This is a genomic window from Marivita sp. GX14005 (assembly GCF_023370775.1).
In the GTDB taxonomy this organism is placed as follows: domain Bacteria; phylum Pseudomonadota; class Alphaproteobacteria; order Rhodobacterales; family Rhodobacteraceae; genus Marivita.
Window position 1 is genome coordinate 1 of sequence record NZ_JAMCCQ010000002.1, and the last position, 12745, is coordinate 12745.

Here is a 12745-nt window from a genome sequence, read left to right on the forward strand (position 1 = left end):
AATTATCGCGGGGTGGAGCAGCCCGGTAGCTCGTCAGGCTCATAACCTGAAGGTCGTAGGTTCAAATCCTACCCCCGCAACCAAATCACCCTTTTCTTACTACCATTCTGCCCCATCGGTTCGGTTGATTTCGCCGCCGACAACTGGGGCCATAGAAGTGCTATCTCAGCCTTCGGTTTATGATACCAATGTTGTCATGAAACCATTTGTCGTATTGGAACTGCGTATCGGGCAGGTCGCACCGCTTGGTCCGAACGGTATTTGTTCGGGAATCGACAAGATGTCTGTCGAAGCACCGACACTGGCGCGGTTCACTGGAATGGCCGGGGACGCCCAAGGCGATAGACGCCATCACGGCGGTCCTGACAAGGCGCTTCATGCTTATTCGGTAAAGCATTACGATGCGTGGGCGCGCGATCTTAGCGGGGATGCACAGCGGTTCCGTCCGGGGGCATTCGGCGAGAATTTGGTCGTCTCCGATGTCAGCGAAGCGGAAATCTGTCTTTTCGATCGGTTTCGTCTTGGTGAGGCCATCGTCGAAGTCAGTCAGTCCCGTCAGCCGTGCTGGAGGCTCAATCTGAGGTTCGGCCGCCAGGATATGGCGCGGCTGGTTCAGCGCTCCGGGCGTACGGGTTGGTACTTCCGTGTGCTACAGGAAGGCCGCATAGCGCCCGGCGATGTTGCCAAGCCTATTGCGCGACCTGCCCCGGGGTGGCCGCTGGATCGCGTCTGGACCTTGCTATACGACGATACGTTGAACCGGGCGGCCTTGACTGATTTCGCCGCACTACAAGGATTGCCGGAGCGATGGCGGATCATGGCCGAAAACCGGCTCGCGCGGGGTGAAGTCGAGGATTGGCGGCGCCGTATTGAGACACCCGGCACATAACCGGATTGTATTTCACCTTCTCTGCCGAGGTGCTATTGAGCCCGGACGAGTGATCTATTCGACCGGGCAGGATCGCGACCCGGCAGGGGTTTGCAGAGCATGGCGGATTTCGCACAATCAACGACCCGGCGAAAAGGTATCGTCGGAGCAGGCTTTCTTTGGCTTGTCGCGGCGATCGCGGCCGCGATTTGCGTCCTGCCGCATGTCAGCGTCCTGATCGCGGCGTTCCTGGGCTCGACCGAAACACTGCAATCCCTGGCGGAGACGGTGCTGGGACGATATACGCGCGCAACGGTTGGCTTGCTTTTCCTTGTTGTGCTGTTCAGCACCCTGATCGGTACCGTTGCAGCCTGGCTCGTGACAACGACGGAGTTTTTCGGCAGGCGCGTTCTGGAGATTGCGCTTGTCCTGCCGCTCGCCTTTCCGGCTTATGTGCTTGCCTATGCCTACACGCATGTGCTCGATCATCCGGGTATCGTGCAGACCACGCTGCGCTCGGTAATGGGCTGGGGGCCTCGCGATTACTGGTTTCCGGAAATCCGATCCCTTGGCGGAGCGGCGGCGATGTTGACGCTCGTTCTCTATCCATATGTGTATCTTCTGGCCCGCGCTGCGTTTTCCGCGCAGAGCGCGACCACGTTCTATGCCGCCCGATCCCTGGGGCAATCGAGGATTGGGGCATTCTGGAGAATTTCCCTCCCTTTGGCCCGTCCTGCCATCGCTTCCGGCGCCATGCTCGTCGGTATGGAAACCATCGCGGATTTCGGAACGGTTTCCTATTTCGGTGTTCAGACGTTCGCGGTCGGTATTTATTCGAGCTGGTTCACCTTCGCCGATCGCGCCGCTGCCGCGCAATTGTCGCTAGGGCTTCTGGCCTTCGCGCTGCTTCTCGCGATTGTCGAGCGGATCAATCGCGGTGAGGCGCGCTATGCTTTTGGGCGCAAGTTCGAGCGGATGCCGAGGGTTCGGCTGACCAAGGGGAAATCCGCACTTGCGTTCCTCGCATGTTTCCTGCCGGCCTTTCTGGGCGGAGTCTGGCCCGTCGTCATGCTGGCCGAGATGGCAATGGGTTCGGAACAAAGCCTGTTCAGTCCGCGATATCTCAAATTCGTTCAGAATTCGATTACATTGGGCGTCGTGGCGGCGCTGGTCACTGTTTCGGTTGCGGTTCTTTTCGGCAGCCTCGCGCGGACGCGGAAATCGTGGTTTGCCACGATCATCCTATATATCGGTCGGCTGGGCTATGCGGTTCCGGGCGGCGTGATTGCGGTTGGCCTTCTGGTGCCGTTCGCGCTTTTCGACAACGCACTCGATGCCTATATGCGCACGACCTTCGGAATCTCGACCGGGCTGCTTTTCACCGGATCGATCTGGCTGCTTGTCTGCGCCTATATGATCCGCTTTCTGGCTGCGGCTATCGGTGCCTATGAGGGCGGCGTTTCGGTTATCAATCCGAACATGGACGCTGCCGCGCGTGTGCTGGGGCAGAACGAATGGGGATTGCTCCGCAGAATTCATTTTCCGTTATTGAGGCCCAGCCTGTTCACCGCCTTGCTCATCGTTTTCGTCGATGTGATGAAGGAACTGCCAGCGACGCTGATCATGCGGCCCTTCAATTTCGACACGCTCGCCGTGCAGGCGCATCGTCTGGCATCGGACGAACGATTGTCGGGAGCGGCGGTTCCGAGCCTCGTCATCGTGGCCATCGGAATCTTGCCGGTGATTTTGCTGTGCCTGAGGATCCGAACGGAGCAAGACGTGAAAAAGGGCGCCTGAGCGCCCTTTTACGGTTTCATTCCGGATCGGCTTATTTCCAGCCAACCTCGTTGAAGATTTTCTGTGCCGTCGGCACGTTCTTTGCCACGTCGGACAGGTCGACATCGTCGGGGCGGAACAGGCCAAGCTGCGCAACCGAGTCCGACAGACCCACGCCGGGAACTGCCGGGTATTCGTCATTCCCGCCGGAAAAGTATTTCTGTGCCTGATCGGAAGCGAGGTATTCGAGAAACTTGACGGCGTTTTCCTTGTTCGGGGCATTGGCCGCGACACCGCCGCCCGAGAGGTTCATATGCGCCCCTTCGGCGTTCTGCGCGGGGAAGACCCAACCGATATTCTCGCGTGCGTCGGCTGGCAGACCGTCGACATCTTTCCGGATCGAACGGGCGAAATAGTAGGTGTTGGCGATGGAAATATCACATTCGCCGGAAACCAAGCCGCGAAGCTGGTCGGTATCGCCCCCCTGGGGCTCGCGCGCGAAGTTGTCGACCATGCCCTGCGCCCATTCGCGCGCCTTTTCCTCGCCATGGTTCTCGATGATCGAGCTCAGCAAGGTCTGCGCGTAAACATTGGTCGAAGAGCGGTGGCAAACCATGCCCTTGTATTGCGGATCGGCCAGCGACAGGTAATCGAGCGGCGGATTCTCCACATCGGTCTTGTCGTAGAAGATGATCCGCGCGCGCTGGCTGAACCCGAACCACTCGTTGTCCTTGTCCTTGAGGGATTCGGGAATGCGTGCCGCCAGAACATCGCTTTCAACAGGCTGCAGAACACCGGCTTCCTTCGCACGTTCGAGCCGCGATGTGTCGACCGTCAAAAGAATATCGGCGGGGGAATTCGCGCCCTCGGCTTCCATACGAGCGATAAGTTCATCGCCCTTGCCCTCGATGCGATTGACGGTGATGCCGGTCGCTTCGGTGAAATCGGAATACAGCCGCTCATCGGTGTCGTAGTGGCGCGAGGAGTAGAGGTTTACTTCTCCGTCTGCAAAAGCGACGGTGCCGAGCGCTGTTGTCGCCGCGAGCGCGAGGAGTGAAGTTTTAGTGAAAAAGGGCATGGGGGTCTCCGTGCTGTTAAACCTTATCGAAAAGGTCAGTTACACGAATCCGCCACAGGTTCAAGACATTCCGACAGAAACACTCGGACTTGGGGCGCGGTGAAATGAGGTCAAGAAAATGGCCCGCCAAGTTGACTTGGCGGGCCATTCTTCGACGAATCATCGATTGCTGACGCGGGTCAGACCGCGAACGGATCGTCGAGCACACCGACCAGCGGCATCAGGAATTCGCCATTTACGGCATCCATTGCCGCGCTGTGCATGATCTCGATCGCCTCGACCGCATCGGACAGGCTCTGTGCGCTGCCGTCGAACAGGGCAAGCGCTTGCGTCGCATTGTCGACGTTGGACATGCCCTTATGAACAGAGAAGAATGCTCCGAGATCGGTTTTCTGCTCCAGATAGAGCTTGTCCGCCGCTTGCCGGTCGAGGAAAGCCTGAGACGCGCCTGCCGGAGCTTCGGCATCGACGCCGCGCAGCACTTCGAGGATGAATTCGCCGCGGGTGACATGACCGTCGTCCAGCGCCTTGGTCCAGAATTGCAGGCCTTCGGAATCCGGCGAGCGACCCAACACGTTCTGATACACATCGTAAGTGAACTTGATGTTGTTGGTGCCTTCCGGATAGACCTCGATCGTTTCCTCCTGGTCGGCGAAGTAATCCGCGATCTCCTCAAGACTCATGCCATCTGCGTATTGCGTGCCCCAATAGGCGAGCCCAAGCGCATCGGGTGCGCGGTTGAAATAGGCGATATACATCTCGATGAAGAATTCCAGCGCTTCGGAATCAAGGCCGGTATGGCCGCCGAACTCGTCCAGCGCCATCGCACCATCCAGCGCCGGAATTTCGGTGCTGAAATCGATCAGTTCTACCGAATCGAGAACGACCTCGCCCCCGTCCGCACGGTTGGCGACGGTTACACCGTTTGCGCTGAAGGAAATCGTGAAGTCCGACTGATCGCCGCCGAAAACAGCGGTATCCACGCCGTCACCACCTTCAATCCGCTCGACATCCTCGGAAACAACCAACGAGTCGTTGCCCGATGTGCCGCTGTGCTTGCCCTCTATCAACTCGAAATTCGTGGCTGTAAGCGGAGATCCGCTTTGGAAATCGTGGAAAACGTCCACGGTGGTGCCGTCGCTCAACGTCACGCGGGAGACGTTTTCGGCGGCTTTGGTGACGGATGCCGCGGCAGCGGCCGTCGTGTCGAAACCGCTGTCAATCAGGCGGATGGTTTCGGTCGCGACGTCGAAGTCGGATATGGTGATCCTGTCATCGTTTTTCGCGATCTCGAAGACGTCCTGTCCGCTTTCGCCGAACAGGGTGTCATTCCCGGCGCCGCCGCGCAGAATGTCGTTGCCGGAGCCGCCTGCAAGGTAATCGTCGCCATTGCCGCCGATAAGAATGTCGTTCCCGGACTGGCCGAACAGGATGTCGTTTCCCGCCCCGCCGAGGAGCCGATCGTCGCCGCCGTCCCCCTGAAGTGTATCGTCACCGACCAAGCCGTTGATCGTATCGTTCACATCGCGACCGAAGACCAATTCACCGCGATCGGTCACGATGGGAGGCGTCGTTCCTTGCTTCGAAAATCCCGTGATCTCGTATCCGATATCCGCCAGGATCGCCTTGTCCACATCGCTGACCAGAACGCGCGTGCCGTCTGTCAGGGACGGATCGAGCGATACCGCATCATCGGCGAAGCCATTGCGGACGTGTCCGCCATCGGACGTTGTCGGGATCGGTCTGCCATCATTCTCGGCGCGTGCATTCGGGCCGGTGAAGCTGCTGCCTGACAGCCATTGATCGAACGCGCCGGAGGTTCCCACGCCGAGGATATGGCCGATCTCATGAACCGCAACCGATACGAAATCGCTCTCGTACCGTCCCGGATTACCAAGGCTGAAAGACCAGTCTGCGCTGGTGTCGAAGGTAATGGTGCCAGCCCAGGGTTCGAAATCGGTGACGGCGCCGGTGCCGCGGAAATCATCGCTGATGCGGGCATCATAAACGTCGCCAGCAGCATCCGTGCCATCGGGGCCGGCCAAGGCCAGCGTTGCGCCAGCCAGGTTCCGTGCACCGACAAAGACGATCAGATCGTCGACGGCTTGTGACAGGGTGACGGTTTCAATCCTGTCCGTCGTCGGATTGCGAATCTCGAATTGTGTGCCGGCGGGAAGATCGTCGAATTCGTCATCGATGACCGTTTCCCACTGCGCGGCGGCCATTTCGAGCGCGGCGCGGCGGTCCGGGCTGTCGAAGAACCCGGAACTGTCGAAGCGATAATCGAATTTGATCGTGAACGTCACGCCGTCATTTCCCTTTTGCTCTCGTTTCCGAAATCGGGCATTTGCCCGAAATTCCGGCGACGGTTGCACCCATCTGGTTGGGAAGGCGTAAACGAGGAGTTTGGCGCTATCGTGATCCAATTGCGGCGAGAAACCCGCCGAATTGGAACAATTTTAGCGTTATGTCGGGCTTCGGAACGGGTCAGTCGCGCAGAACGAGCACCGATTTTGCCGAATGACGTACCAGCCGCGCGGCGTTCGAGCCGAGCAGATAATCCTTCAACTGAGGCTGATGCGCCCCGATCAGGATCAGATCGACATCGAGCGAATTGGCCAGGGCGATGACCCGGTCATAGACGGTTCCCTTGAGCACATGCGCCTGCCCCGTAACGCCCGCCGCATCGATCTGACGTTTCAGCTCGGCTTCGGTCTCGACAAGGGCCGTTCTCTCGAACCCCTCATCGAGATAGGAGCCGACGATCGGCATGCCGACATTTGGAATGACCGACACGACATGCACCTCGCTGCCCCATTTCTCTGCAAAAAGCTTTGCGTGATTCAGCAGTTTCTCGGTTTCCCCCGGCAGGGAAACATCCACCGGGACCAGTATTATGTCGAACATGGAGCTCTCCTTAGAATGGGGGTTGGGTCATCCGGCGGCGTTGCAGCGCGACGACCATCAGAAGCAGCAGCAGGGCCGGGATGAAGAAAATCTCTTTCGGCAGCCTGTCATTCTCGATCTGAACCATCTCGATCTGCGCGGGCTTGTCGCCGTAGAAATCATACTCGTTCGCCAGCGTCTCGAAGAAGGGCGTTCCGGGGAACGGCTCCTCTAGCAGCAGCATGTCGCCATCCTCGATTACGCCAAGCCCGACCGCCTGAAGCCGTTCGATGCCGGAGCCTTCGGCCTCAGGAGTGATCTGGATGGTCTTGGTTCCGACGATCCCGGTGTCGAAATCGGGAGCGGATACCGTGATCCGGGCTTCCTGTCCGACAGGAAGCTCCCCGATTGCGGTCAATGCCGCCGGGCCCGTGTAGTCGGCATATCTCTCTTGCACCTGGTCGAGAAAAAAGCCGGGGCGGAACAGCATGAACACCACGAGCATCATCACGACCGCTTCCCATTTACGGGTCTTGGCGATGAAATAGCCCTGGGTGACGGCCGCGAATGTCAGCATCGCGATGAGCGAAATGAAGAAGACGAAAACAGCCTTCAGCGGTCCGACATCGATCAGCAGAAGATCGGTGTTGAAGATGAACATGAAGGGCAGAAGCGCCGTGCGGATGTCATAGGTGAAGCCCTGCACGCCGGTTTTGATCGGATCGCCCCGCGAGATCGCTGCCGCAGCATAGGCGGCGAGGCCGACGGGCGGCGTATCGTCGGCAAGGATGCCGAAATAGAACACGAACATATGCACCGCGATCAGCGGCACGATCAGACCCGCTTGCGCGCCGACGGAGACAATGACGGGTGCCATGAGTGACGAAACGACGATGTAATTCGCGGTAGTTGGAAGCCCCATGCCGAGGATCAGTGACAGAACGGCCACGAGGAGCAAAAGGATGATGAGGTTCCCGCCGGAAATCACCTCGATCACCTGCCCGATGATCTGATGCGCCCCGGTGAGCGAGATGGTCCCCACGATGATCCCTGCCGCGCCGGTGGCGACGCCGATGCCGATCATGTTGCGCGCACCTGCTTCGAGACCGAGGATGAAATCCTGCACGCCTGCGACGGCTCGATTGGCCAACTCGGATTCGCCCCGGAACAGCGCCTTGAGCGGACGGTGGGTAAGCGCAACGATGATCATCGCGATGGTCGCCCAGAAGGCCGACAGAGCCGGCGAGAGCCGATCCAGATGCTCGGTGCGCACCATGAGGTTCCAGACGAGAACGAAGATTGGCAGCGCGAAATAGGCACCGCCGAGGAAGGTCGGCGTCAGCCGCGGGGCCGAAACGGCCTTTTCCTCGGATTTGTCGACCTTGAGATCGGGAAATTTCGAAGCGAGATAGACCAGCGCGATATAGGCCACGCCAAGCAGCACGAGCGCCGGATAGATCGTGGCGCCCGGCATCAGCGGCTCCAGCGCGGCGCGAAGCAGGACCACCAGATAGGTGATCGCGGCGAGCCCCAGAAAGCCCGACAGGAACAGAATGAGGATCAACGCGATGCCGATGTGACGACCGGGCTTCTCGAGCCCCTTCAGACCCAGCTTCAGGCTTTCCAGATGCACGATGTAAAGCAGCGCGATGTAGGAAATGACCGCCGGGAGAAAGGCGTGTTTGACCACATCGATATAGGGAATGTTGACATATTCGACCATCAGGAACGCCGCCGCCCCCATGACGGGCGGCGTCAGCTGTCCATTGGTCGAGGAAGCGACTTCCACCGCGCCGGCCTTTTCGGACGAAAATCCGATCCGCCGCATTAGCGGGATCGTGAAGGTGCCGGTCGTCACCGTGTTCGCGATGGATGAGCCCGAGATCATCCCCGTCATCATGGAAGACAGAACGGCGGCCTTGGCCGGCCCCCCGCGCAGCGTGCCAAGCAAGGCAATGGCGACCTGGATGAACCAGTTGCCACCACCGGCTTTTTCCAGCAGCGCGCCGAACAGCACGAAGAGAAAAATCATCGAGGTCGAAACGCCGAGCGCAACGCCGAACACGCCTTCGGTCTGCATCCAGTAGTGGCCCATCGCCTTGGAGAAGGACGAACCGCCGTAATTGGTGATGCTGCCGATCCAACTCGAATAGCCGCCGAAGAAGGCAAGCGCGAGGAACAGCGACGCGATGATGACCAGAGGCAGGCCGAGCGAACGATAGACCGCGATCATCAGGACGGTCATGCCGATGGCGGACATCACGATGTCTGTCGTGCTCCAGAGGCCGGGCCGCGCGGCGATATCGAAGCGAAAGACGATGAGATAAAGGCAGGCCGACACACCGAGGACCACGAACGCCCAGTCATAGATCGGAATCCGGTTGCGATGCCCGAAGATCGGAAATGCCAGCGTCGCAAGAGCGAGCGCGAAGGCGAGGTGAACGAAGCGCGCTTGCGCGACGATATTGGCGAAAAGCCCGATGCCGGTCGCCTGCGCCAGCACGCCCGGCAGTTTAGACGCGATATAAAGTTGGAACAGCGACCAGGCGATACAAAGCCCGAAGATCAGCGTGTCGGCGAAGATCCCGGCATTGCGCGCACCGGTATCGGCTTCCGCAACCATGTCCTCGGCGGTTTTGGTCTCTGTCATCTTCCGTCCCCCCTGATCCGCACAATTGGCGTCTTGTTCTTATCTTATACGGCAAAACGCCGGCGCATCCCAAGGACGCGCCGGCGCTGAATGTCAAATTGCAGGCAAAGGGGTGTTATTCCAACAGACCAAGCTCTTCGTATGCCCGCTTGGCACCTTCATGCAGCGGAGCGGAGAGGCCGTCATTGACCATCTCTTCGGCCTTCAGATTGGCGAAAGCCGGGTGCAGGCCGCGGAAATCGTCGAGGTTGGACATGACCGCCTTGGCGACCGTGTAGGCCACCTCATCGGGTACATCCGCCCGCGTCACGAAGGTCGCGCCGACGCCGAAGGTCGTGGTATCCTCGAAATTGCCGTTATACATGCCGCCCGGAATCGTGGCGACGCGGTAATAGGGGTTCTCCTCGACCAGCTTGTCGATCGGCTCACCGACAACATCGACCAGGCGAACATCGCAGGTCGTCGTCGCTTCCTGAATGGCGGCGGCGGGGTGGCCGACGGTGTAGATCATCGCATCGATATTGTCGTCGCAGATCTGTTTGGCCATTTCGGAGCCCTTGTATTCCGTCGCCAGTGCGAAATCGTCCATGCCGATGCCGAACGCGTCCATCACGACTTCCATCGTCGCACGCTGACCGGAGCCGGGATTGCCGACATTCACCCGTTTGCCCTTGAGATCCTCGAAGGACTCGATGCCGCTATCGGCGCGCACCAGAAGCGTGAACGGTTCGGGATGGACCGAGAACATCGCGCGGATTTCCGGGAACGGGTTGTCGGCGAAGGTCGAGGTGCCGTTATAGGCGTGGTACTGCCAATCGGATTGCGCCACACCGAATTCAAGCTCGCCGGCCTTGATCGTGTTGATGTTGTAGACCGAACCGCCCGTGGATTCTACGGCGCAACGGATGCCATGATCCTTGCGCTCGCGATTGACAAGGCGGCAGATCGCGCCGCCGGTCGGATAATAGACGCCGGTGACACCGCCGGTGCCGATCGAGATGAACTGCTGATCCTGCGCGATGGCGGCGCCGCCAAAGGCGATGGAGGCCGCTGCGACCAGACCCGCTGTGAACTTCTGATAGGTCATTTTTCTCTCCCAGGTGTTTTCCGGGCACAATCCCGGTTTGGATGAAACGCTGCCGATGATTGCGCATCGCCCCGCCCATTTCCAGAGGGGCAGGAGATTTTTACGCGTTCCCAACCACATGAAACGTGATTCGCACCGAATGGGCCAGCCCGGCGGCCGAGGGGGTGCGGGAAATCTGCTCCGCGCCGGGGGGCAAACGGCCCTTGACGCAGCGCAAGAGGCTGGTGCAGATGGCGGTGCTTACGGTCCGGGCGCCCATGCGGCGTTCGGTGAAAAGGGAACTGCGGTGTTTCCGATGTCGGAAAATTCCGCGACTGCCCCCGCAACTGTGAGCGGCGAGCGATGCCGAAACTGCCACTGGCCCGAAAGGCTGGGAAGGCCGGCAAAGCGATGACCCGCAAGTCAGGAGACCTGCCGCAAGCCAACACCCAGTCCGGACGCGGGGCGCGTCAGGGCGGCGGCACGTCCGCAGTGGTGTCCATCACCGTCTGCGGATGCGAGCCCCGTATCCCGGATATGTCGTCACTTCCCGGCGCAACGGCGCCGGCCCAGGCCAGGATACGCGTCATGCCACGCCTTACCGCCAAACTTCTTCTTTGCAGCACGCTTGTCGCGCCGTCGCTTCTTTCGGCGCAGGATAGCGGCGGCCCCATCACCGAACTCGACGAAATCGTCATCTTCGGCGGGCTGCTTCCCACCGATCTGAACACCACCGGCACCACGATCGACGTGATCGAACAAGATACGATCACCAGGCAGGGCATCGCAGCTACCGATGCGCTGGAGGCGGTGCCGGGCGTTGCTGTCAGCTCCAATGGCGGGCTCGGCGGCAGCGCGACGGTGCGCATTCGCGGCCTCGGCGGGCCTTATATCGGGGCGCGGGTCGACGGGATCGACGTCACCGATCCGTCGAGTGTGCAAACCTCGTTCAATTTCGGCACGCTGACCACCGGCGCCGTGGATCGCATTGCGGTGGTGAAAGGCGCGCAATCGGCGGTCTACGGCTCCGATGCGATTGCCGGCGTAATCGAGATCGAAACCTGGCGACCCGCTGTCGATGGCCTGTCCGGCCATGCGCAGCTTGAGCTTGGGAGCTACGACACACACTCCGGCGCGCTCAGCCTCGGTTATCTCGATGATCGCGCCGAACTCGCGCTAAGCCTTGGCCGCGTGGCAACCGAAGGGTTCTCGGCCCGTGTCACCGACGATGAAGATGACGGGTTCGAACAGAACAACGCCAGCCTCTTCGTCGCCTATCGCGTAAGCGATGCGATCCGCGTCGGGCTGGCGGGACTCTGGTCGGACGGCACGGCGGAATTCGACCGTTCCGAAACGGACTCGTCCGGCGAGATCGACGAGACCCGCAGGGGGCTGCGGCTTTTCAGCGAGATCCAGACCGGCGCATGGACGCATGAACTGAACCTGAGTTATTTCGAAACGGAACGGTTCGATGCTGACGGGTTCACCCGCGACTTCACCGGCGAACGCGATACGGTGTCCTATCTGGCGCGGGGCGATCTGTCTCCGAACCTTGCGCTTGCCTTCGGTGCGGACTGGACCGAAGAGCGATCCGATCTCGATGGCGATGATGCCGATGCGTCCAACTCGGCCGTCTTCGCCGAAGTCAAATCCACGCCGAACGACGCCGTCGAGTTGTCCCTGACGCTCCGCTACGACGACTACTCGGATTTCGACGGTCAACTCTCCGGCCGGGCGGCGCTGTCCTACCGGCTTAGCGATGCCACGACATTGCGGGCCTCGGCCGGAACGGGATACCGGGCGCCGTCGCTCTACGAACGCTTCGGCCCCTATGGCAATTCCGGCGGGCTGGAACCGGAGGAAAGCCGCAGCCTCGATCTGGGCATCGATCACAGCTACGGCACGCGCGGGACGGTCAGCGCCACGCTGTTCTGGGCGGAGATCGACAACCTCATCGGTTTCGGCACAACGTCCGATTGCCTGCCCTCGCAACCCTTCGGTTGCTACGTTCAGACCGACGGCACATCCACGACACGCGGGCTGGAGTTGAGCGGAAGCTACGAACTGACCGACCGTATCCGCCTCTTCGGGGCATACACGCTTACCGATGCGGAGAACGACGGTGACCGTCTCGTCCGCGTGCCACGCCATGACCTGTCGCTGGCGCTTGAGGCGGACGTGACCGATCAATTGCAGCTTGCCGTCAACATGACCCGCGTTGCCGATATGCTCGACGGGTTCGGAACGCCGACGCGCCTCGACGATTACACTCTGTGGGATCTGTCCGCGCGCTACGATTTGACCGAGAAAGCCTCGCTCTACGGCGCGATCGATAACGTCACCGATGTCGATTACCAGACGGTGCGCGGGTACAATTCCCCCGAGCGGACCATCCGTTTCGGCATCGAAACCGCGTTCTGA

Annotated in this window: 8 protein-coding genes, 1 tRNA gene and 1 riboswitch; of the genes, 4 read left to right on the forward strand and 5 right to left on the reverse strand. The window is 60.2% G+C overall.

Features of this window, described 5'->3' with window-relative positions; translation table 11 throughout:
- Positions 1-6: 6 nt before the first annotated feature.
- The 3 genes from M3465_RS06205 to M3465_RS06210 all read left to right on the forward strand — a co-directional run bounded on the left by M3465_RS06205 (position 7) and on the right by M3465_RS06210 (position 2665).
- Positions 7-83: transfer RNA gene (locus M3465_RS06205), tRNA-Met, on the forward strand.
- A 236-nt stretch (positions 84-319) separates the two neighbouring features.
- Complete coding sequence (locus tag M3465_RS17185) at positions 320-889, forward strand: MOSC domain-containing protein (protein ID WP_502846106.1); 570 nt, start codon at positions 320-322, stop codon at positions 887-889.
- 99 nt (positions 890-988) lie between these two features.
- Complete coding sequence (locus M3465_RS06210; RefSeq protein ID WP_249500875.1) at positions 989-2665, forward strand: ABC transporter permease; 1677 nt, start codon at positions 989-991, stop codon at positions 2663-2665.
- A 31-nt stretch (positions 2666-2696) separates the two neighbouring features.
- Here the strand turns inward: M3465_RS06210 and M3465_RS06215 are convergent, their stop codons facing one another.
- From M3465_RS06215 to M3465_RS06235, 5 genes are all read right to left on the reverse strand, one after another.
- Positions 2697-3722, reverse strand: coding sequence for a Fe(3+) ABC transporter substrate-binding protein (locus M3465_RS06215; RefSeq protein ID WP_249500876.1), 1026 nt, complete (start codon positions 3720-3722; stop codon positions 2697-2699).
- A 179-nt stretch (positions 3723-3901) separates the two neighbouring features.
- Complete coding sequence (locus M3465_RS06220) at positions 3902-6028, reverse strand: DUF4214 domain-containing protein (protein ID WP_249500877.1); 2127 nt, start codon at positions 6026-6028, stop codon at positions 3902-3904.
- A gap of 181 nt (positions 6029-6209) precedes the next feature.
- On the reverse strand, positions 6210-6629 hold the full coding sequence (locus tag M3465_RS06225) for a universal stress protein (protein ID WP_249500878.1): 420 nt from the start codon (positions 6627-6629) through the stop codon (positions 6210-6212).
- A gap of 10 nt (positions 6630-6639) precedes the next feature.
- The gene (locus M3465_RS06230) at positions 6640-9258 is read right to left on the reverse strand and encodes a TRAP transporter permease (protein WP_249500879.1); all 2619 of its coding nucleotides are present in this window, start codon (positions 9256-9258) and stop codon (positions 6640-6642) included.
- 115 nt (positions 9259-9373) lie between these two features.
- On the reverse strand, positions 9374-10345 hold the full coding sequence (locus M3465_RS06235) for a TAXI family TRAP transporter solute-binding subunit (protein WP_249500880.1): 972 nt from the start codon (positions 10343-10345) through the stop codon (positions 9374-9376).
- 226 nt (positions 10346-10571) lie between these two features.
- Positions 10572-10778, forward strand: a riboswitch (cobalamin riboswitch).
- A 134-nt stretch (positions 10779-10912) separates the two neighbouring features.
- Here M3465_RS06235 and M3465_RS06240 point away from each other — a divergent pair.
- The gene (locus M3465_RS06240; protein ID WP_249500881.1) at positions 10913-12745 is read left to right on the forward strand and encodes a TonB-dependent receptor plug domain-containing protein; all 1833 of its coding nucleotides are present in this window, start codon (positions 10913-10915) and stop codon (positions 12743-12745) included.